Below are 21,204 nucleotides of genomic sequence, written 5' to 3'. Positions count from 1 at the left end.
CGGGAGCGGCGGGAGATGGCGCGGGCGAGGGTCGCGCGACCCTCGCCGGTGGAACGTCAGGCCGCGTCGGGCCAGGGCGTGAGGATCTCGAAGCCGTCTTCGGTGACCGCGATGGTGTGCTCCCACTGGGCCGAGAGCGAGTGATCCTTGGTAACCACCGTCCAGCCGTCGGGCAGCGACTTGGTCTGCGGCTTGCCGGCGTTGACCATCGGCTCGATGGTGAAGGTCATGCCCGGCTTGAGCTCCAGGCCGGTGCCCGGGCGCCCGTAATGCAGCACCTGCGGCTCGTCGTGGTAGACCTTGCCGATGCCGTGGCCGCAGTATTCGCGCACCACCGAGAAACCCGCCGCCTCGGCGTGCTTCTGGATCGCCGCGCCCACGTCGCCCAGGGTGGCGCCCGGCTTCACCGCCTCGATGCCCTTCATCATGGCCTCGAAGGTGGTATCCACCAGCCGCTTGGCCAGCACGCTGGGCGTGCCCACGAAATACATGCGGCTGGTGTCGCCGTGCCAGCCGTCCTTGATGACGGTGACGTCGATGTTGACGATGTCGCCGTCCTTCAGGACCTTGCCCGGGCTCGGGATACCGTGGCAGATCACGTGGTTGACCGAGGTGCAGACCGTCTTGGGAAAGCCGCGGTAGCCCACGTTGGCCGGAATCGCCTTCTGCACGTTCACGATGTGGTCGTGGGCAAGCCGGTCGAGCTCCTCGGTGGTGACGCCCGGCTTCACGTGCGGCACCAGCATCGCCAGCACCTCGGCGGCCAGGCGGCCGGCCTCGCGCATGGCCTGGATCTCTTCGGGGGTCTTCGGTACGACTGCCATGGTGGTCTCTCTTTTTTCCTTTGCCCTCAGGGGATTGGGCCCGCCAAGCGAGATGGCGGCACCCGCGGCCGAATTCCAGTGCGACTTGCGGCGACGGACCCCGGAAGGCTACAATTAGCGAGTTTTGCTGCCCGGCGAAGCCACTCCTACGTGGCCACGGCGGCGATTCGAAGCGCGATTGTAACCGCACGGCGCCATCATGGTCCCCGTCCGGAGCGATCGCTTTTAACGCCACACACGCATCGGCACCGCCTTCGGGGTGCCCGTTACGCCGTCGACGAGCGAAAGGCTCCGCGGTCGGAACGGGTCGAAGCCGGGGATGCGTGGAGGTCCCAACCCCCATAGAACCGCCCCGTGCGGTTCGCCCAGGAGTATTCCATGGCACAAGTCACCATGCGCGAGATGCTGGAAGCCGGCGTCCATTTCGGCCACCAGACCCGTTACTGGAACCCCAAGATGGCTCCGTACATCTTCGGCGCCCGCGGCAAGATCCACATCATCAACCTCGAGAAGACGCTCCCGCTCTTCACCGACGCGATGAACTTCCTCTCGGGCCTGGCCCAGAAGGGCGGCACCATCCTCTTCGTCGGCACCAAGCGCTCCGCCCGCGAAGCCCTGGCCGAGGAAGCCGGCCGCGCCGGCCAGCCGTTCGTCACCGCCCGCTGGCTCGGCGGCATGCTGACCAACTTCCGTACCGTGAAGCAGTCGGTCGCCCGCCTGAAGGAACTCGAAGCCGCCGAAACCGACGGTTCGTTCGACCGCCTGGTCAAGCACGAAGTGCTGGCCCGTCGTCGCGAGCGCGAGAAGCTGCAGAACTCGCTGGGCGGCATCAAGGACATGAACCGCCTGCCGGACGCCCTGTTCATCGTCGACATCGGCCATGAAGACATCGCCGTGCAGGAAGCCCGCAAGCTGGGCATCCCGGTCGTCGCCGTCGTCGATACCAACTACGACCCGGCCCTCGTCGACTACGCCATCCCGGGCAACGACGACGCCATCCGCGCCATCCAGCTCTACGCCCGCGCCGCCGCCGATTCGATCCTCGAAGGCAAGGCCGCCGCTCCGCAGCACGCCGCCCGCGGCGATGCCAACGAGTTCGTCGAGCTCGACGAGGAAGGCAACCCGGTCGCGAAGGACGAGGCCGCTCCGCGTGGCGACCGTCGTCCGCCCGCCAAGAAGGGCGCCCCGCGCCGCGAAGGCGGCCGTGACGGTGGTCGCGAGGGCGGCCGCGGCCGCGCGTAAGCGCCCGCGCCTCTTTCGAAAGGCATGACCCGGCGCCGCGGCAACCCCGCCGCGGCGCCCAACGAAATCATTGAGGAATCACCATGGCTGAGATCACCGCAAGCCTCGTCAAGGATCTGCGCGAGCGTTCCGGCGTCGGCATGATGGAGTGCAAGAAGGCACTCGTCGAAAACAACGGCGATATCGAAGCGGCAATGGAAGCGCTGCGCAAGAGCGGCGCGGCCAAGGCCGACAAGAAGGCTGACCGCGTTGCCGCCGAAGGCCTCATCGCCGTGGCCAGCAAGGCCGGCAAGGCCGTGATGGTCGAAGTGAACAGCGAAACCGACTTCTCCTCGCGCAACGAGGGCTTCATCCAGTTCACCAAGGATGTCGCCAACGTCGCCCTCGAATCCGACGTCGCCGACATCGACGCGCTGAAGGCCGCCAAGCTCGGCGACTCCACTGTCGAAGACAGCGCCAAGGCCCTCACCCTCACCATCGGCGAGAAGTTCGACGTGCGCCGCATGGCCGAGGTCAAGAACGATGGCCCGATCGGCGCTTACTCGCACAACGGCCGCATCGGCGTGCTGGTGTCCCTCAAGGGTGGCTCGGAAGAACTGGCCAAGGGCATCGCCATGCACGTGGCCGCGATGAACCCCAAGTTCATCAAGGTCGAAGACGTGCCGGCCGACTTCCTCGAGAAGGAAAAGGAAATCGAACTCTCGAAGATGTCCGACAAGGAAAAGGCCAAGCCGGCCGACATCCTCGACAAGATCGTCACCGGCAAGGTCAACAAGATCCTCGCCGAGGCGACCCTCGTCGGCCAGCCGTACGTGCTCGACGGTGACGTCACCGTCGCCGAAGCCCTCAAGAAGGGCGGCGCGGAGATCGTCGACGTGAAGCGTCTCGCCGTCGGCGAAGGCATCGAGAAGGTGGTGGACGACTTCGCCGCCGAAGTGATGAAGCAGGCGGGCCTGGCGTAAGCCTCTCCCACCGGTTCATGAAGAAGGCCGCGAGCGATCGCGGCCTTTTTCATGCCCGCCTTTCCAGCAGACGAACCGCCTCCGGGAATGAACGCGGACATAGGCCGTTCCCGATTTGGTGAATTGCGACAGTTTTTCACGTTCCTGTAACAAAGAACGCGCGGTACACTACGCGCGTTTTGCCCCACACAATCTGGAGACCCCCCATGAGCACCCCGCTGAATCATCGCCGCATCCTGCTCAAGCTCTCCGGTGAAGCCCTCATGGGCAGCGAAGACTACGGCATCGATCCCAAGGTGATCGGCCGCCTCGCGAAGGAAATCCTCGAAGTGCGCGATGCCGGCGTGCAGGTCGGCGTCGTCATCGGCGGCGGCAACATCTTCCGCGGCGCCGGCCTGGCCGCCTCGGGCATGGATCGCGTCACCGGCGACCACATGGGCATGCTCGCCACGGTGATGAACGCACTGGCCATGCAGGACGCCATCGAAAAGCTCGGCGGCGAAGCCCGCACGATGAGCGCCATCAAGATCAACGAAGTCTGCGAGGACTTCATCCGCCGTCGCGCCATCCGCCACCTCGAAAAGGGCCGCGTCACCCTCTTCGCCGCCGGTATCGGCAACCCGTTCTTCACCACCGACTCCGCCGCCGCCCTGCGTGCCGTGGAAGTGGGCGCCGACCTGCTGCTGAAGGCCACCAAGGTCGACGGCGTGTACAGCGCCGACCCGAAGCGTCACGCCGACGCCACTCGCTACGAACACCTCACCTACAACCAGGTCATCGAGCGCCGCCTCGAGGTGATGGACACCGCCGCCATCGCCCTCTGCCGTGAAAACAAGCTGCCGCTGCGCATCTACGACATGACCGAGCCCGGCAACCTCATGAAGATCATGAAGGGCGAGCCCGTCGGCACCCTCGTCGACGCCGGCTGACCCGCCCGGGCGCCACGGTGCGGCGGCGCGGCACGGCCGCGCCGCCCTCCCTGCTATACTCGCCTGCTGACCGTTCCACCGGAAACAAGCCCATGATCAACGACATCAAGAAAGATGCTGAGACCCGCATGGGCAAGAGCATCGATTCGCTCAAGCACGACCTCAAGTCGATCCGCACCGGTCGCGCCAATCCGCAGATCCTCGAGAACATCAAGGTGCCCTACTACGGCACCGATACGCCGCTGGCGCAGGTCGCCAACGTGACCACGCCCGACGCCCGCTCGCTGTCGGTCAAGCCGTTCGACAAGGCCATGATCGGCCCGATCGAGAAGGCCATCATGGCGTCCGACCTCGGCATCACGCCCACCACCATGGGCATGGATATCCGCCTCAACTTCCCGCCGCCGACCGAAGAGCGCCGCAAGGAGCTCGCCAAGAGCGTGGCGAAGGAAGGCGAACAGGCCAAGATCGCCATCCGCAACGTGCGCCGCGACGCCATCCAGCACGTCGACAAGCTGCTGAAGGACAAGGCCATCACGGAAGACGACAAGAAGCGCGCCGACGACGACATCCAGAAGCTCACCGACAAATACGTCAAGAACGTCGACGACGTGGTGTCGGAAAAGGAAAAGGAGCTGATGGCGCTCTGACGCGCCATCGGTTCGCCTGCATGGCCCCGAAGCCCGACGCGCGGGTACCTCGCCATCTCGCCATCGTGATGGACGGCAATGGCCGCTGGGCGAAACAGCGCCTGCGGCCGCGCACGTTCGGGCACCACGCCGGTCAAAAGGCCGTGCGCGAGGCGGTGGAATTCTGCCTGCGCCACGGCATCGAATCGCTCACGCTTTTCGCCTTTTCCAGCGAAAACTGGAAGCGCCCGCCCACCGAGGTGTCGGCCTTGATGGAACTGTTCCTCAAGGCCATCGATCGCGAAGTGGACGAACTGCACGGCAACGGCGTGCGCATCCGCTTCGTCGGCGACCTCGACGCGTTCGCGTCCGAACTGCGCAAGCGCATGCAGGGCGCCATGGAGCGCACGGCGGGTAACACCGCCCTCAACATGAACGTGGCCGTGAATTACGGCGGCCGCTGGGACATCGCCAACGCCGCGCGCCGTGCCGCCGAAGCCGTGGCGCGCGGCGAGTTCGCCGCCTCCGAGATCGACGAAACCCGCCTTCACGGCTACACCTGCCTCGCCGACCAGCCGCCGCTCGATCTCTTCATCCGCACCGGTGGCGAGCATCGGGTGAGCAACTTCCTTCTCTGGCAGATCGCCTACGCCGAGCTGTACTTCACCGACACCCTGTGGCCCGACGTCGACCAGGCCTGCCTCGCCGAGGCCATCGACGACTATGCCCGCCGCGAGCGCCGCTACGGCCGCACCGGCGAACAGGTCGCCACCACGGGCTGACCCTCACATCATGCTGAAACAACGCATCACCACCGCCGCGATCCTCCTGCCCCTGGTGCTGGCACTCATCCTGCTGCCCCCCACCGGCTTCTTCGCCGCCCTGGTGGCCCTGGTCTTCGTCGTCGCGGCGTGGGAATGGAGCCTGCTCGCCGGCTGCCGCACGCCCGTCGGACGCGGCATCGTCACCGCGCTGGGCGCCGCCCTGCTGGCCGCCCTGGTCGTCGTACGCACCCCGGGCGTGCTCACGGTACTCACCTTCGCCGGCGTGGCCTGGTGGATCGGTTGTTGCTTCTGGCTGCGCCACTTCACCTTCGCCGCCGCGCCCAACAGCGAAAACCGCCTGCTCAAGCTCGGTGCGGGCGTGCTGGTGGTGCTGCCCGCGCTGGCCGCCGCCATCGCCCTGCACGAGAGCGACCACGGTCACTGGTGGACGCTGCTGGCCCTGGTCATCGTCTGGGCCGCCGATACCGGCGCCTATTTCAGCGGCCGCCGTTTCGGCCGCCGCAAGCTCGCGCCGCGCATCAGCCCGGGGAAGACCTGGGCGGGCGTCTACGGCGCGGTGCTGGCCGGTGGCGCGGTCGCCCTGCTCGGCGGTTACCTGCTGGGCGTGCGCGACGGCGCGCAACTGCTGGGCATGCTCGTGCTCGGCGTATTGACGGTCGCCATCGCCGTGGTAGGCGATCTCTACGAAAGCCTGCTCAAGCGCCACGCCGACGTGAAAGACTCCGGCGCGCTCTTTCCCGGCCATGGAGGCCTGCTCGACCGTCTCGACAGCGTGTTCGCCGCGCTGCCGATCTTCGCGGCCGGCAAGCTCCTGCTCGGGCTCTGACGATGACGCTTCGCCAGGTCGCGGTGCTCGGTGCCACCGGCTCCATCGGCACCAGCGCGCTCGACGTCATCGCCCGTCATCCCGATCGCTTCCGCGCCAGCGTACTCGTGGCCCACCGCGGCACCGAAGCCCTTGCGCGGCTCTGTGAACGCTTCAGGCCCGATCTCGCCATCGTCGCCGATCCCTCGATGGAGGCCGACCTGGCCCGCCGACTCGCGGCCGCCGGCGTGCGCTGCGAGGTGGCCTCCGGTGCCGACGCGGTGACCGCCGCCGCAGCCGGCCCACTATGCGATACGGTAGTGGCCGCCATCGTGGGCGCCGCGGGCCTGGATTCCACGCTTGCCGCCGCCCGCGCGGGAAAACGGCTGCTGCTGGCCAACAAAGAATCCATCGTGATGGCCGGCGAACTGCTGCTGGCCGCCTTGCGAGAGGGCGGCGGCGACCTGATTCCCGTCGACTCCGAGCACAACGCGATTTTCCAGTGCCTGCCCCAGGGGCGCCCCGGCGTCGGTCGCGCGGGGGTCCGGCGGTTGGTGCTCACCGCGTCGGGCGGCCCCTTCCGCGGCCGCACGCGCGCCGAACTGGGCGGCGTCACGCCCGACCAGGCCTGCGCCCATCCGAAATGGTCGATGGGCCGGAAGATCTCGGTCGATTCGGCCACCCTGATGAACAAGGGGCTGGAAGTCATCGAGGCCCATCACCTCTTCCAGGCGCCGCCGGACGCCATCGAGGTGGTCGTCCACCCGCAGAGCCTCGTGCATTCGCTGGTCGACTACGTGGACGGCTCCATGCTGGCCCAGCTCGGCAACCCGGACATGCGCACCGCCATCGCCTGCGCACTGGCGTGGCCGGAGCGCATCGAGGCCGGCGTGGCGCCGCTCGACCTGGCCGCCCACGCCCGGCTCGACTTCGAAGCGCCCGACACCCGCACCTTCCGCTGCCTGGCCCTGGCCTTCGAGGCCCTGCGCGCCGGGGGCGACGCCACCGCCATCCTGAACGCGGCCAACGAGGTGGCCGTGGACGCCTTCCTCGGCGGCACCCTGCCCTTCCTTGGCATCGCCGAGGTCGTCGAGCGCGTTCTTCAGGAACTGCCGGCCCAAGCCGTGGTCGATGTCCAGACCCTCGCGGAACGCGATGCGGAGGCACGTCGGTCGGCACGCGACGTGCTCCGCCGCGCTTACTGCTAAACTCGCTCCACCCAAACGTTTTTTTTCGAGACCCGTCTTCTCCGATGAGCCCTTTCCTTGGTTCCGTATTCTGGCTGCTGGTGACGCTGGGCGTCCTGGTGACCTTTCACGAATTCGGCCACTACTGGGTGGCGCGTCGCTGCGGCGTGCGCGTGCTGCGCTTCTCGGTCGGTTTCGGACGTCCCCTGTGGCGGCGCGTCGCGAAGGACGGCACCGAGTACCAGATCGCCGCGATTCCGCTGGGCGGCTACGTGAAGATGCTCGACGCCCGCGAGGCGGACGTCGATCCCTCCCAGATGAGCGGCGAGTTCACCGCCAAGCCGGTGTGGAAGCGCATCGCCATCGTGGCCGCGGGTCCCGCGTTCAACCTGATCTTCACCGTCGCCGCCTTCTGGGCGATGTACATCGTGGGCAAGCCCGACGTCGTGCCGCTGGTCACCGCCGCGCCCGCCTCCGTCGCCGCCCAGGCGGGCATCCGCCCGGGCGACCGCATCGTGGCGATGGACGGCCAGCCGGTGGGCACCTGGAGCGACGCCATGGACGTGCTCGCCAACGCGCTGCTCGGCACCTCGCCGCTGCCGGTGCGCGTGAAGGGCACCGACGGCGCGCAGCGCGACGTGGTGCTGCCGCTGCAAAAACTCGACAACACCGGCGACATCGGCCAGCGCTTCAACCAGCTCGGTCTGGCCATGGCGCCCCTTCCGGCCGTGGTCGGCACCGTGCTGCCGGGCGACCCCGCCTCGCTGGCCGGCCTGCGCCCCGGCGACCGCATCGTGGCGGTCAACGGCATCCCCGTCGACAACTTCGAGGCCTTCACCAAGCTGGTGCCCGACGAAGCGAAGAAGTCGCCGAAGCTCTCGCTGGCCATCGTGCGCGACGGCCAGCCCTCCACGGTGCAACTCACGGCACGCATGAAGTCCGAGGAAGGCCAGCCGGTTCGCTGGATGATCGGCATCTCCGCCGTGCCCCCCGAGGCCGCCACGCTGCGCTACGGGCCGGCACGCGCCTTCACCGAATCGCTGTCGGCGACCTGGACCGGCACCCGCAATACGCTGGGGCTGATCGGAAAGATGCTTTCCGGCGAGGCCTCCACCAAGAACCTTTCCGGCGTGATCGGCATCGCCCAGGTCGCCAACGACTCGGCCAACCGCGGTCTCGGGTGGTTCCTCAATTTCCTCGCGCTGGTCTCGCTCAGCCTGGCCATCCTGAACCTGCTGCCCATCCCCGTCTTGGACGGTGGACACCTGCTGTATTACCTTATCGAGTTGGTCAAAGGCAGTCCGGTAAGCGAACGCACGATGATCGCAGGCCAGTATGTGGGGCTCGCCTTGCTGTTTACCCTGATGGGGTTGGCGTTTTTCAACGACATCCAGCGAATGCTCGTCTCGTGACGAAGGCCCACGCGTTGCGCGGACCCGAACCACACCCGTATCACCCAGGCCCTGGACGCATCCGCGCCCATGGCCGAACGACGCCGGGCATGAGTCCGGCGCGTGCTCCTCTTCGGTCGCCGGCCTCGTCCGCCTGCGGCTGGAATTAACCCAACGGAATCGACGATGAAGCGTATCGCCGCCCTGATCCTGCTTGCCTCCCTGTCCGCCAATGCGCTTGCTTTCGAGCCGTTCGTCGTTTCCGACATCCGTATCGATGGCCTGACGCGTATCGCGCAGGGCACGGTACTGAGCTACCTGCCCGTCGAAAAGGGCGACACGCTGAGTGACGACAAGGCCCAGGCCGCGATTCGTGCCCTCTACCAGACCAAGTTCTTCAGCGACGTCGAACTCGACCGCCAGGGCGACATCCTGGTGATCAAGGTGGTGGAGCGCCCGGCCATCGCCAAACTCACCCTGCGCGGCAACAAGGACATCAAGGAAGACGACCTGCGCAAGGGCCTGAAGGAAATCGGCCTGGCCGAAGGCGAAACCTTCGACCGCCTGTCGCTCGACCGCGTGCAGCAGGAACTCATCCGCCAGTACTACAACCGCGGCAAGTACAACGTGTCGGTCGAACCGCACGTGACCCGCCTCGATCGCAACCGCGTCGCCATCGACATCGAAATTCGCGAAGGCAAGGCGGCCAAGATCAAGGAAATCAACATCGTCGGCAACAAGGCCTTCCCCGACAAGGCCATCCGCGACGGCTTCGAGTCCAATACCACCGGCTGGCTGTCGTGGTACTCCAAGGACGACCAGTACTCGCGCGAAAAGCTCTCGGGCGACCTCGAGAAGCTCAGCAACTACTACCTCAACCGCGGCTACGCCGATTTCGGCCTCGATTCCACCCAGGTGGCGATCAGCCCAGACAAGCGCAGCATGTACGTCGACGCCAGCGTCAAGGAAGGCGAGGTCTATACCGTCTCCGACGTGAAGCTGCTCGGCGAGCTGATCCTGCCTGAAGAAACGCTGCGCAAGCTGGTCTACGTGCACAAGGGCGACACCTTCAACCACGCGGCCATCGAAGCCAGCACGGACGCCATCAAGGGCATCCTTGCGAACATCGGCTACGCCTTCGCGAAGGTCACCCCGGTGCCCAAGCTCGACAAGGACAAGCGCACCGCCGACCTCACCCTCTTCATCGAGCCGGGCAAGCGCGTGTACGTGCGCCGCGTGGTGTTCCAGGGCAACACCCGTACCGAAGACGAGGTGCTCCGCCGCGAAATGCGCCAGCTCGAGGGCGCGTGGTACGCGCAGGGCGCCATCGACCGTTCGAAGACCCGACTGCAGCGCCTCGGCTACTTCAAGACCGTCGACGTCGACAAGCAGCTCGTACCGGGCACCGTCGACCAGGTCGACCTCACGGTGAAGGTGGAAGAACAGTCCGCCGGCTCGCTGATGTTCGGCGTGGGCTACTCGCAGTACTCCGGCATCATCCTGTCGGCCTCGGTGTCGCAGAACAACTTCCTGGGCACGGGCGACCGCTTCTCGATCGGCGCCGAAACCAGCACGTACTACAAGCGCATCAACGCCAGCTACGTGAACCCCTACCTCACCGACTCGGGCATCCAGCTGGGCTATAACCTTGGTTACAGCAAGCTCGACTACGGCGACACCGACCTGGCGAACTACACCTACAGCACCAAGTCGTTCCAGACCACGCTGTCGTTCCCGATCACCGACTACGATTCGCTGTCGACGAGCCTGGGCGTCAGCTCCAACCTCATCAACACGTCGTACCTGACGCCGACCCAGCTTTCGGCGTACCAGCAGGCCATCGGCAACAAGACCATCCACTCGTGGACCACGAGCCTGGGCTACACCCACGACACCCGCAACAGCTACTGGGCACCCACCCGTGGCGGCCAGCTGACGGCGTCCATCGAGGGCGCGCTGCCGGGTTCGACGGTGCAGTTCTACAAGCTGTTCGGCGAAGCCAACCACTACTGGCCCATCGGCAAGGGCTTCGTGCTCTATCTCGACGGCCAGGTCGGCTACGGCAAGACCTACGGCCAGACGTACGACAACGACGGCTACGCGATCAATCCCGACGGCACGGTGGGCGCCAAGATCTACAGCAAGGGTGACAAGGTGCAGTTCCCCTTCTGGGAGAACTACTACGCCGGCGGCGTGCGCGACGTGCGCGGCTTCCAGGACAACACCCTGGGTCCCCGCCTCTGCGACGGCGGCAGCGCCAGCCCCAATCCGGACAGCCACGGTCGATGCAGCGGCGGCTATTACTCCTACGGCCAGCCGATCGGCGGCGCCTTCAAGGTGCTGGGCACCGCGCAGATGTTCCTGCCCCTGCCCTTCCTGAAGGACGTGAATACGGCCCGCGTGAGCTGGTTCGTCGACGTCGGCAACGTCTACAAGGACTACTCGTCCTTCGACGCCAGCGAACTGCGCGCTTCCACCGGTCTCTCGCTGCAGTGGCAGGCGCCGATCGGCCCGCTGATCATCAACTTCGCCGTGCCGTTCCGTAAGAAGACCGAGGATAACCGCTTCGTCGAGCGCATCCAGTTCACCTTCGGCAACACGTTCTAAGGCGTGAACCGTAAAGGGTGAACAGTAAGTAGAATCGTGGGGTGGCAGGGGGCGATCCTCTGCCACCCCTTCTTTTTGGGAGCTTTCCTGTGAGCGGGAATCCGCAATTCACGCTTGGCGAACTGGCCGAGCGGTTCGGGCTCGAGGCGCATGGCGATCCGGCCACCACGGTCGACGGCATCGGCACCCTGGCCACGGCCACGCCGACGCAGTTCACCTTCCTCTCCAACCCGAAATACACCTCGCAACTGGCCGACACCCAGGCCGGCATCGTCGTACTCCACGCCGATGCCCTGCCGCTGCGCCAGGGCGCGGCCCTGGTGGCGAAAGACCCCTACGTCGCCTACGCGAAAATCGCCGCCCTGTTCGAGAAGCACGCCCCCGCGCCGCGTGGCATCCACCCGAGCGCGGTGGTGTCCGTGTCCGCCCGCGTGCATCCCACGGCCAGCGTGGGCCCCTGCTGCGTCGTCGAGGACGGCGCGGTGATCGAAGAGGGCGCCATCCTCGGACCGGGATGCACCATCGGCCCCGGCTGCGTGGTGGGCGCCGACTCCCGCCTGGTCGCCCGGGTTACCCTGGTGATCCGCGTCACCCTGGGCAAGCGCGTGCTGGTCCATCCCGGCGCGGTGATCGGCTCGGACGGCTTCGGCCTCGCCTTCGACCGCGACCATTGGGTGAAGCTGCCCCAGCTCGGCGGCGTGCGGATCGGCGACGACTGCGAAATCGGCGCCAATACCACCATCGACCGCGGTGCGCTCGACGATACGGTGCTCGAGGAAGACGTTCGCCTCGACAACCAGATCCAGATCGCCCACAACGTGCACATCGGCGCCCACACCGCCATGGCCGGGTGCTCGGCCGTGGCCGGCAGCGCGAAAATCGGCCGTTACTGCCTCATCGGCGGCAACGCGGGCATTCTCGGCCACCTCGAACTGGCCGACCGGGTTACCATCACGGCCAAGAGCCTGGTCACGGCATCGATCCGGGAGCCGGGCGAATATTCTTCCGGTTCCCCGCTGCAGGAAAACCGCCAGTGGCGGCGCAACGCGGCACGCATGAAACACCTCGACGAGTACGCGCGCCGCCTGGCGGCGCTGGAAAAGGACAAAGGGCAATGAGCGATTCGAAAGCCGCCGTGAAGCTCCCGGTGGACGTGGAACAGATCCAGCAACTGCTGCCGCACCGCTATCCGTTCCTGCTGGTCGACCGCGTGATCGAGATCGATCCGGGCAAGACCATCACCGCCATCAAGAACGTCACGATCAACGAACCGTTCTTCCAGGGCCATTTCCCCGGACACCCGGTGATGCCGGGCGTGCTCATCGTCGAGGCCATGGCGCAGACCGCCGGCCTGCTCACCCAGATCACCAGCCAGATGGACGGCCAGGGCGGAAGCCCCCTGTTCTACCTGGTGAAGGTGGATAACGCCCGCTTCTCCTCGGTGGTGGCGCCGGGCGACCAGCTGCGCATGGAAGTGTCCCTCAAGCGCCTGATTCGCGGCATGGGCCTGTTCGAGGCCAGGGCGCTGGTCGACGGCAAGGTGGTGGCCTGCTGCGAACTGATGTGCGCCGCGAGGAACGACAAATGATCCATCCGACCGCGCAGATCGACCCATCCGCGCGAATCGCGGACAACGTCGGCATCGGTGCCTACACCATCATCGGTGCCGACGTGGTCGTCGGCGAGGGCACCACCATCGGTCCCCACGTGGTCATCGAGGGGCCCACCACCATCGGGCGCGACAACCGCATCCTCCAGTTCGCCTCCATCGGCGGTCCGCCGCAGGACAAGAAATGGCAGGGCGAGCGCACCGAGGTGGCCATCGGCGATCGCAACCTCATCCGCGAGTTCGTCACGATCAACCGCGGCACCGGCGACGGCGGCGGCATCACGCGCATCGGCAACGACAACTGGCTGCTGGCCTACGTGCACATCGCGCACGATTGCCAGGTGGGCAACAACGTCGTGTTCTCGAACTATTCCGCCCTGGCGGGCCATGCGGAAATCGGCGACTGGACCATCCTGTCCGGTTATTCGGGCGTGCACCAGTTCTGCAAGGTCGGCGCGCACGCCTTCCTCGGCATGGGTTGCCTGGTCGGTTCCGACGTGCCTCCCTTCGTGATGATGGCCAACGAAACCCGCGGCCGCCCACGCGGCATCAACAGCGAGGGCCTGAAACGTCGCGGTTTCGACACCCACCGCATCGCCGCCATCAAGCGCGCCTACCGCACGCTCTACATGGCGGGCCTGCCGCTGGCCGAGGCCCGTGAACAGCTTCAGGCACAGGCCGAAACCAGCGACGACGTGCGCCAGATGCTCGAGTTCCTCGATCGCAGCGAGCGCGCGATCGCCCGCTGACGCGGGATCGGCATGACACACACCACGCACGAACCCTTCATCGCGCTCATCGCCGGCGAAGATTCCGGCGACCAGTTGGGCGCCGATCTCATCGAGGCCCTCCGCCGCATCTATCCCGGCGCCCGGTTCGCCGGCATCGGCGGGGCCCGCATGCTGGCCCGCGGCTTCGAGTCGTGGCACGACATTCGCGAACTGTCGGTCATGGGCTTCGCCGAGGTGGTAAAGCACCTGCCCCGCCTGCTTCGTCTGCGCAAGACCCTGGTCGCGCGGCTCCTCGCCGAACGGCCCGATGTCGTGGTCGGCATCGACGCACCCGACTTCAACCTCGGCGTGGAGCGCCGACTCAAGCAGGCCGGCCTCGCCACGGTGCACTACGTGAGCCCGTCGGTGTGGGCCTGGCGCGAGAAGCGTGCGGAGAAGATCGGCCGCTCGGCCGATCGCGTGCTCTGCCTGTTTCCCATGGAGCCGCCGATCTACGCGAAGCACGGCGTCGACGCGCGCTTCGTGGGCCATCCGCTCGCCGACCGTTTTCCCATGGTGTCCGATCGCGCCGCCGCGCGCGACGCCCTGGGCCTGCCCCACGATGCCCCCGTGCTCGCCGTGCTGCCCGGCAGCCGCCCCAGCGAGATCGAACGCGTCGGCGCCATCTTCGTCGACGCGGCACGCCGCGTCGCCAGCTCGATGCCGTCTCTGCGCATCGTGATGCCCTCGGCCAACGAACGCGTGCATGCGCGCCTTGCCGAACTGCTGGCCGACTTTCCGGGCATCTCACCCCTGCTCACCGACGGTCGCGCCCACGAGGCGATGCTGGCCGCCGACGCGGTGTTGCTCGCTTCCGGCACCGCCACGCTCGAAGCCATGCTCGCCAAGCGGCCGATGGTGGTGGGCTACCGTGTATCGCCCACGAGCTATCGCATCGCCAAGGCGTTGCGCATGCTGAAGACCGACGTCTACAGCCTGCCCAACATCCTCGCCCGCGCCTGCGGGCTGGGCCAGCACCTGCTGGTGCCCGAATTCATGCAGGACGACTGCACCGCCGACAACCTCGCCGGCGCCACCCTCGACCTGCTCGGCGACAGCGAGCGCCGGGGCGCCGTGGTGGCGGCGTTCGAGTTCCTGCATCGGGAGCTGCGTGGTGGGCTGGAAGGACAAGCCGCGGATCGCGCCGCCGAGGCCATCGCCGAACTCTTGGATCAACCTCACGTCCCGAACCTTGTCGGCACGACCGAACCCCACTAGCCTTTCGACCATGCCCCGCAAGCTCAACGTCACCCGCCAGCTCGCCCGCGATCTCATCGTCGCCGGGGTGGACGAGGCCGGCCGTGGCCCGCTGGCCGGTCCGGTGGTGGTATCGGCCGTGATCCTCGACCCCGAGCGGCCCATCCGCGGGCTCAACGATTCCAAGCAGCTCGACGAGGCCACCCGCGAAAAGCTCTACGGCCGCATCGTCGAGCGCGCCCTGGCCTGGACGGTGATCTTCGTCGAGCGCGAGGAAATCGACCGGATCAATATCTTCCAGGCCACCATGGTCGGCATGACCCGCTCGCTCATGGGCCTGTCGCTGGCACCGCAGATGGCCCTGATCGACGGCAACCGCCTGCCGCGTACCCTGCCCTGCGAGGCCCGGGCGGTGATCGGCGGTGACGCCACCGAACCGGCCATCAGCGCGGCATCGATCCTCGCCAAGGTGAGCCGCGACCGCCATATGCACGCGCTCGATGCCATGCATCCGGGCTACGGCTTTGCCCGGCACAAGGGCTACGCCGTGCCCGAGCATATGGAGGCGCTGGATCGCCTGGGGCCTTGCCATGCCCATCGCCGGAGCTTCGCCCCGGTCAAACGCTGGTTCGAGCCCGAACCGCCGCCGATGCCCGACCTCTTCGGAACGGCCCTGTCATAAAGCCTAAAGTCCTGGATGCTCCCGCCGATAAATCGGCAACGCCCTTTTTCACGGCGTCTGATTTATTCATCACCATAGGGACCATCCCATGAAAAAGATCGCCATCGCCGCCGCGCTGCTGATCGCGGCTCCGCTCTCGGCCCATGCCGCCTGCTCCGCCAAGGATTTCGCCGTCGACGGCTTCGCCGTGAAGATCCAGCAGGGCGCCGGCCAGCCGCGTTTCAGCATGAAGGGCAACCTCGTCAACAAGTGCAGCGAGCCCGCTGCCGCGCAGATCCGCATCGACGCGAAGGACGCTTCGGGCAAGGTCATCGCCAGCAAGCAGGGCTGGCCCGCCGGCACCTCGAACATCGAGCCGGGCAAGAGCGTCGACTTCGACCTCGGCCGCCTGTTCCGCTACTCGTCGGACATGCAGGATTACACGGTCGTCGTGTCGGACGTGAAGGCCTGGTAAAGCCCCCGCTTCGCGGGACATCGCGGACAGGGGCCGCCCCACCCGTCGGTAGCATCGTGTCTACCGACGGGTGGGAGCGGACCCTGTCCGCGATGCGTTTCGCCCCTTAAAGAGCAATCCACGCCACCCGTTCGCCCGCCGCGAATGGCTCGCTGCGCGAAGGCAACCACGCCAGCACGTGGGCCGACGCGAGGTTGCTGAGCATGTGCGATTCCTGCTTCGGCAACAACGTCAGGCGCGCGGTACCGTCGCCCAGGTCCAGCCGCATCCGCAGGAGTCGATCGCGCTCGGCGTCGGCTTCCACGTGGGTCGTCAACACACCATGGCACCATGCCGGCTGGCTCGACGTTTCGCCTTCCAGACGGCCAAGCACCGCCCGGGCGTGGATCGCCAGGCAGACCAGGACCGCGCCCGGATTGCCGGGCATGCCCAGCAAGGCCTTGCCGTCGTCCCGAACGCCGTACCAGAGCGGTTTTCCCGGCTTCTGCGCCACTTTCCAGAATTTCCGCCGCACGCCGAGACGATCGGCGACGAGCGGCACGTAATCGCGATCGCCCACGGACACGCCACCGCTGGTGATGACCAGGTCAGCGCTGTCGAGGGCTGCGCTCATGGCTTCTTCCAGCTCTCGTTCGTCGTCGCGCACGTAGCCGATCACCGGCTCACCGTAGCCGTGTTCGACGAACCACGCGCGGAGCAACGGACCGTTCGCGTCGTAGATCTGGCCAGGACCCAGGGGGTGTCCCACGCGCAGCACTTCGTCGCCCGTGATCAGCACGGACACGCGGGGACGACGGCGCACGTCGATTTCATCGACGCCCGCCATCGCCAGCACCGCGACGAGGCCGGCGGTCACGCGCTGGCCCGCCTCGGCGAGCACGTCGCCCTGCTGGAGTTCTTCGCCCTCGCGACGTATCGCTTCACCCACGCGCACCGCTTCGCGCAAGACGATGCCACGGCCGTCGCGCTCGACGATTTCCTGGCGCGCCACGGCGTCGGCGCCATCGGGAAGCACGCCGCCGGTGAGGATGCGCACGGCCTGTCCCTCGCCGACATGGACGTCGGTGGGAGACCCCGCCGCCGAGGTGCCGATGAGCGTCCGGGGACCGGCGCCGTCGGCCGCGCGCACCGCGTAGCCGTCCATCGCACTCTGGGTGAAGCGTGGCAACGAAAGGCGCGATCTCGGCGACTCCGCCAGCACGGCCCCCAGCGCGATGTCCAGCGGCACGCGATGCACCGGCAGTGGACGGACGCTCGCATAGTGTTCGAGGGCCTGGTCGAGCGGAATCAACGCCATGGTCAGGTTTCCTCGCCGTAGCCGCCGGCGTGTCGTCCGCCGCGACGGGCGGTCTCGATCAGGTGGACGATGCCCGGCAAGGTGGCGGCGAGCGATTCGGATGCGCCACCACGACTGCCAGGGAACGTGAGCAGCAACGAATCCCGCACATATCCCGCGACGCCCCGGGAAAGCATGGCGAAGGGCATCCGCCGCTGGCCGAAGGCGCGCGCGGCTTCCATGATGCCAGGGATGTCGACGTCGAGCATCGGCGCCACCGTGTCCACGGTGATGTCGCGCGGCCCCAACCCCGTCCCGCCCACCGTGACGATCAAGGCCACGCCCGCCTCGGCGAGGCGGCGGATCGTGTCGCCGAGGGTGCCCGCGTCGTCGGCGATCACCGTGTAGCCGACCGGGCCGAACCCGGCCTGTTCGAGCGCATCGCGCACGAAGACGCCCGCGGTATCGCGCGCGGCGCCCGAAGCGACGGTATCCGACAGCACCACGACCGCCGCGTCGCGCGGCTGCGAAAGCTGACGACGGTAATGCGATTTGCCGCCCGTCTTGCGCTCGAGGCGGCAGGCCTCGATGTGCATGTCGTCGGGCTCGCAATACGGCTTGAGCATGTCGTAGAGCGTGAGCGCGGCGAGGCTGGCCGCGGTCAACGCTTCCATCTCCACCCCGGTGGGGCCGATGGTCTGCACCTCGGCGATCACCCTGACGGACGCCTCGGCGAGTTCATAGGTGACTTCCGCGCGATGGATGGGCAGCGGATGGCACAGCGGGATCAGTTCGTCCGTACGCTTGGCCGCGAGGATGCCGGCGACGCGCGCGGTCTTCAACGCATCGCCTTTTTCCGTGTCGCCGCTATGCAGCCGTTCGATGCAATGCGCCGGCGCGTGGAGGGTCGCGGTGGCCCGGGCCACGCGCAGCGAGTCCGGTTTCAGGCCGACATCTTTCATCCGTGGCTCGCATGCGTGTGACGATGGTGGACGGGCGCCGCGGCATCGGCATCGAGGTCGTCGCGGATGCAGCAGCCCTCGACGAAGGCACTGCTGCCGTCGGCGTAGAATTCTTCCTTCCAGATGGGCGCGCCATGTTTCACGGCATCCACCGCATAACGGCAGGCGTCGAACGCTTCGGCGCGGTGCGGCGCCCTCACCACGCAGGCGATGGCCACGTCGCCGATGGCGAGGTCGCCGAGCCGGTGCACGATGCGCACGTAGGGCACGCCGAACCGGTCCCGGGTGGCCTGTTCCACCTCCTGGATGATCTTGCCTGCCAGGGCTTCGTGCGCGGTGTAGCGAAGACGGGTCACCGCGCGTCCCTCGTGGTGGTCGCGCACGGTACCGACGAAGAGCGCCAGGCCGCCGCATTCCGGGTGGGCGTCCAGTTCGAGCAAGGCGTCGATGGCGATGGGGTGATCGGACAGCACGTGTCGCTCCATGGTCAGCCCCCCGCCACCGGCGGCAACAGCGCGATGCGTCCGTCGCCGGGCAAGGGATCGGTACGGCGCACGATAGCGTCGCCCGAGGCGCAGGCGCAGCGAGCCACCAATTCGGCAAGCTCGGGGCGCGCCGCGTTCAGGCGATCCAGCGCATCGCCGACCGTGGCGGCGTCGCCGGCCTCGAGCCGGTACTCGCGGGTGCCGGCCAGTCGTTCGAGGCTGGCGTAGAGTTCGAAGACGATCGTTGTCATAAAGGATCTTCAGCCGCCCATCGTATGCATGGTGGTCGAACGCGCGACGGGCCCCGGGCGCGCGGCATACCCCGCGTCCTTGAGCCACACGGCCTTGCGGACGAGCGCCGAGAGCGCCTCGTCGTCGGCGCCGTCGCGCATTCGCTTACCCAGCGGCATACCCACGGGCGAGAACAGGCAAGTGAAAAGTTCGCCCGTGGCGGTCAGCCGCAGGCGGTCGCAGGTGCTGCAAAAAGGGTTGGAAACGGTGGAGATGATGCCTAATTCGTAGTGCCCGTCGATGCGCCAGGGCGTGGCCGGATCGGCACCGCGGAGCTGGCGTTCGACCACGTGCCCCCGCTGCTCGATGGCGGCGATCATGTCGGCCTCGGAAACCACCGCGTCGCGCCGCCAGTGTCCCGGCGCGTCCAGCGGCATGTATTCGATGAAGCGCAGCGGAAGGTGGCGCTCCATCGCCCATTCGAGCAGGCGCACGATCTCGCCGTCGTTGTCGCCGCGCACCACGACCGCGTTGAGCTTGACCCGTGCCCCCGCCGCCACCAGGGCCTCGATGCCGTCGAGCACGGGGGCGATCTCGCGCAGGGTCATGCGCCGGAACAGGTCGGCGTCGACGGCATCCAGGCTCACGTTGAAGTCGTCGATGCCCGCCTCGACCAGTTCGACGGCGCGAGGGGCGATACGCGATGCGTTGGTGGTCATCGACATGCGGCGAAGGCCCCGATCGCGTAGCCCGTCGAGGTCGCGCACGCATTCGACCAGATCGCGGCGCAACAAGGGCTCGCCGCCGGTCAGGCGGATCTGCTCGATGCCGTGTGCCACGAAGAGGCCGGCGAGGCGAAGTACTTCGTCGCGCGTGAGCAGGCTCGCCCGGGGCAGCCAGTCCGGATGCTCGGGCATGCAGTACGTGCAACGGAAATTGCAGCGGTCGGTAAGCGATATCCGCAGCTTCCGTTTGGTACGGCCGTGACTGTCGGTGAGTGGGAGCATGTGGCCTTGGGGATGACCCGCGAAACGATATGGCATCGTGCCAGAGTCCGCGTATGGAGGTCATCATACCCCTCGCCCGGGCGTGCAAGACTGACTTTTTCCGCAACGCGTCACACAAACACCGAAAAAAAAGGACCCAAAACGGAAAAAATCTTCGGAAACCCTATTTTCAGCGGACCAAAGCAACGCTAGAGTGAGTCGCCCGCTGGGCACCGGCCATAAGGCCGCAACATTCGAATCACGTGACAAGGATAACCATGGCCAAGACCACCAAAACGGCGGCGAAGAAAGCTGCCAAGGCGCCCGCCAAGGCTGCTAAGACCGCCAAGGCCCCGGCCGCCCTCAAGCCGATCAAGGATCCGCTTTCGAAGTCCTCGCTCGTCTCGCACATCGTCGAGCAGAGCGGCGTCGACAGCAAGAGCGTGAAGGCCGTGCTGGCCTCGCTCGAAGGCGCGATCTCCGCGTCGGTCCACAAGAAGGGCGCCGGCACCTTCACGCTGCCGGGTCTGCTGAAGATCACCTCGGTCGCCGTCGCCGCCAAGCCGAAGCGGAAGGGCAAGGATCCGTTCACCGGTGAAGAGCGCTGGTTCGCCGCCAAGCCCGCTTCGGTGAAGGTCAAGGTCCGTCCGCTCAAGAAGCTCAAGGACGCCGCCGCCTGATCGTTCGCGATCGCGGATAGTTGCACGTGAAAAGCCCCCGCTTCGGCGGGGGCTTTTTTTTGAGTCGCTTGACTACATGTGTAATCAGGCGCATGCTGATTACACATGTAGTCAGGAGTGCGTCATGAGCGGCAAGACCATCGGCGACCAGGAACTCGCCTTGTTGCAGTACATCGAAGAGACGCCGAAGAGTTCGGTGGCCGACGTCGTCGCCGGTTACGGCGAGCCGCGCGGCCTGGCGCGTTCCACCGTGCTGACGATGATGGAACGGCTTCGCGCGAAGGGGTACCTCTCCCGCCGCAAACTCGAGGGTGCCTATCGCTACAGCGCCACCAACGGCACCGAGCAGGTCATGACCGGCGCCGTCGCGCGTTTCGTTGAAAAGACCCTGCAAGGCTCCGTGTCGCCCTTCGTCGCCTGGATGGCCGAACGCGGCCAGGTCAGCGATACGGAGCTGGCGGAACTGGAAGCGCTCGTCGGCACCCTCCAATCGCGGCGCAAGGGGCGTTGA

The 21,204-nt window shown here is 66.9% G+C and carries 23 protein-coding genes; 17 read left to right on the top strand and 6 right to left on the bottom strand.

The annotated features are described in order from the left end of the window. Positions 1–56: 56 nt before the first annotated feature. The gene (gene map, locus JNG39_RS01120) at positions 57–824 is read right to left on the bottom strand and encodes a type I methionyl aminopeptidase (protein ID WP_247373565.1); all 768 of its coding nucleotides are present in this window, start codon (positions 822–824) and stop codon (positions 57–59) included. Positions 825–1,202: 378 nt separating this feature from the next. Between map and rpsB the strand changes: the two genes are divergently transcribed. The 15 genes from rpsB to JNG39_RS01045 all read left to right on the top strand — a co-directional run bounded on the left by rpsB (position 1,203) and on the right by JNG39_RS01045 (position 16,073). Continuing rightward, positions 1,203–2,066, top strand: a complete 864-nt coding sequence (gene rpsB / locus JNG39_RS01115) for a 30S ribosomal protein S2 (protein WP_144916835.1) — start codon at positions 1,203–1,205, stop codon at positions 2,064–2,066. Between the two features lie 83 nt (positions 2,067–2,149). Further along, complete coding sequence (tsf, locus tag JNG39_RS01110) at positions 2,150–3,028, top strand: translation elongation factor Ts (RefSeq protein WP_368309172.1); 879 nt, start codon at positions 2,150–2,152, stop codon at positions 3,026–3,028. A gap of 206 nt (positions 3,029–3,234) precedes the next feature. Further along, complete coding sequence (gene pyrH, locus JNG39_RS01105; protein ID WP_247373563.1) at positions 3,235–3,957, top strand: UMP kinase; 723 nt, start codon at positions 3,235–3,237, stop codon at positions 3,955–3,957. A 92-nt stretch (positions 3,958–4,049) separates the two neighbouring features. Then, complete coding sequence (gene frr / locus JNG39_RS01100) at positions 4,050–4,607, top strand: ribosome recycling factor (RefSeq protein ID WP_144916844.1); 558 nt, start codon at positions 4,050–4,052, stop codon at positions 4,605–4,607. A 20-nt stretch (positions 4,608–4,627) separates the two neighbouring features. Continuing rightward, the gene (uppS, locus tag JNG39_RS01095) at positions 4,628–5,368 is read left to right on the top strand and encodes a polyprenyl diphosphate synthase (protein WP_368309171.1); all 741 of its coding nucleotides are present in this window, start codon (positions 4,628–4,630) and stop codon (positions 5,366–5,368) included. A gap of 10 nt (positions 5,369–5,378) precedes the next feature. Further along, positions 5,379–6,197 carry a phosphatidate cytidylyltransferase gene (locus JNG39_RS01090; protein ID WP_368309170.1) on the top strand — a complete coding sequence of 273 codons (819 nt, stop codon included), beginning with the start codon at positions 5,379–5,381 and terminating at the stop codon, positions 6,195–6,197. A gap of 2 nt (positions 6,198–6,199) precedes the next feature. Further along, entirely contained in the window at positions 6,200–7,384 is a 1,185-nt protein-coding gene (locus JNG39_RS01085) for a 1-deoxy-D-xylulose-5-phosphate reductoisomerase (RefSeq protein ID WP_368309169.1), read from the top strand. A 44-nt stretch (positions 7,385–7,428) separates the two neighbouring features. After that, positions 7,429–8,775: an RIP metalloprotease RseP gene (rseP, locus tag JNG39_RS01080; RefSeq protein WP_368309168.1), complete on the top strand. Its 1,347-nt coding sequence runs from the start codon at positions 7,429–7,431 to the stop codon at positions 8,773–8,775. A 165-nt stretch (positions 8,776–8,940) separates the two neighbouring features. Then, positions 8,941–11,361 carry an outer membrane protein assembly factor BamA gene (gene bamA / locus JNG39_RS01075; RefSeq protein ID WP_368309167.1) on the top strand — a complete coding sequence of 807 codons (2,421 nt, stop codon included), beginning with the start codon at positions 8,941–8,943 and terminating at the stop codon, positions 11,359–11,361. 89 nt (positions 11,362–11,450) lie between these two features. Further along, positions 11,451–12,479: a UDP-3-O-(3-hydroxymyristoyl)glucosamine N-acyltransferase gene (gene lpxD, locus JNG39_RS01070; RefSeq protein WP_368309166.1), complete on the top strand. Its 1,029-nt coding sequence runs from the start codon at positions 11,451–11,453 to the stop codon at positions 12,477–12,479. After that, a complete protein-coding gene (gene fabZ, locus JNG39_RS01065; RefSeq protein WP_247373549.1) occupies positions 12,476–12,949 on the top strand; it encodes a 3-hydroxyacyl-ACP dehydratase FabZ in 474 nt (157 codons plus the stop codon). The genes lpxD and fabZ overlap by 4 nt, the downstream gene beginning before the upstream one ends. Further along, on the top strand, positions 12,946–13,719 hold the full coding sequence (lpxA, locus tag JNG39_RS01060; protein ID WP_368309165.1) for an acyl-ACP--UDP-N-acetylglucosamine O-acyltransferase: 774 nt from the start codon (positions 12,946–12,948) through the stop codon (positions 13,717–13,719). The genes fabZ and lpxA overlap by 4 nt, the downstream gene beginning before the upstream one ends. Positions 13,720–13,731: 12 nt before the next feature. Then, positions 13,732–14,958, top strand: coding sequence for a lipid-A-disaccharide synthase (lpxB, locus tag JNG39_RS01055; protein ID WP_368309163.1), 1,227 nt, complete (start codon positions 13,732–13,734; stop codon positions 14,956–14,958). 10 nt (positions 14,959–14,968) lie between these two features. Further along, positions 14,969–15,619: a ribonuclease HII gene (rnhB, locus tag JNG39_RS01050; protein WP_368309161.1), complete on the top strand. Its 651-nt coding sequence runs from the start codon at positions 14,969–14,971 to the stop codon at positions 15,617–15,619. A gap of 88 nt (positions 15,620–15,707) precedes the next feature. Beyond that, complete coding sequence (locus JNG39_RS01045; protein ID WP_368309160.1) at positions 15,708–16,073, top strand: hypothetical protein; 366 nt, start codon at positions 15,708–15,710, stop codon at positions 16,071–16,073. A 106-nt stretch (positions 16,074–16,179) separates the two neighbouring features. On the opposite strand, the gene glp is transcribed toward JNG39_RS01045, so the two are convergent. Genes glp through moaA form a run of 5 tightly spaced genes read right to left on the bottom strand, consistent with a single transcriptional unit; the run spans position 16,180 to position 20,034 of the window. Then, entirely contained in the window at positions 16,180–17,370 is a 1,191-nt protein-coding gene (gene glp / locus JNG39_RS01040; RefSeq protein WP_368309159.1) for a gephyrin-like molybdotransferase Glp, read from the bottom strand. Positions 17,371–17,372: 2 nt separating this feature from the next. Then, on the bottom strand, positions 17,373–18,311 hold the full coding sequence (moaCB, locus tag JNG39_RS01035; protein WP_368309158.1) for a bifunctional molybdenum cofactor biosynthesis protein MoaC/MoaB: 939 nt from the start codon (positions 18,309–18,311) through the stop codon (positions 17,373–17,375). Beyond that, positions 18,308–18,784 (bottom strand): molybdenum cofactor biosynthesis protein MoaE, encoded by a 477-nt coding sequence (locus JNG39_RS01030; protein WP_368309157.1) that lies wholly within the window; start codon positions 18,782–18,784, stop codon positions 18,308–18,310. Before JNG39_RS01030 ends, moaCB begins: the two co-directional genes overlap by 4 nt. Before the next feature lie 14 nt (positions 18,785–18,798). After that, positions 18,799–19,047: a MoaD/ThiS family protein gene (locus tag JNG39_RS01025; protein ID WP_368309156.1), complete on the bottom strand. Its 249-nt coding sequence runs from the start codon at positions 19,045–19,047 to the stop codon at positions 18,799–18,801. Between the two features lie 9 nt (positions 19,048–19,056). Next, on the bottom strand, positions 19,057–20,034 hold the full coding sequence (gene moaA, locus JNG39_RS01020) for a GTP 3',8-cyclase MoaA (RefSeq protein WP_368309155.1): 978 nt from the start codon (positions 20,032–20,034) through the stop codon (positions 19,057–19,059). A gap of 257 nt (positions 20,035–20,291) precedes the next feature. On the opposite strand from moaA, the gene JNG39_RS01015 reads away from it, so the two are divergent. Beyond that, positions 20,292–20,693, top strand: coding sequence for an HU family DNA-binding protein (locus tag JNG39_RS01015; protein WP_144916893.1), 402 nt, complete (start codon positions 20,292–20,294; stop codon positions 20,691–20,693). Between the two features lie 124 nt (positions 20,694–20,817). Beyond that, complete coding sequence (locus JNG39_RS01010) at positions 20,818–21,204, top strand: BlaI/MecI/CopY family transcriptional regulator (RefSeq protein WP_368309154.1); 387 nt, start codon at positions 20,818–20,820, stop codon at positions 21,202–21,204.

Origin of the sequence: Luteibacter sp. CQ10 (assembly GCF_040900725.1) — a bacterium.
GTDB lineage: Bacteria > Pseudomonadota > Gammaproteobacteria > Xanthomonadales > Rhodanobacteraceae > Luteibacter.
The sequence above is the reverse complement of the archived record's forward strand: the minus strand, read 5'-3'. Positions and strand labels throughout refer to the sequence as shown.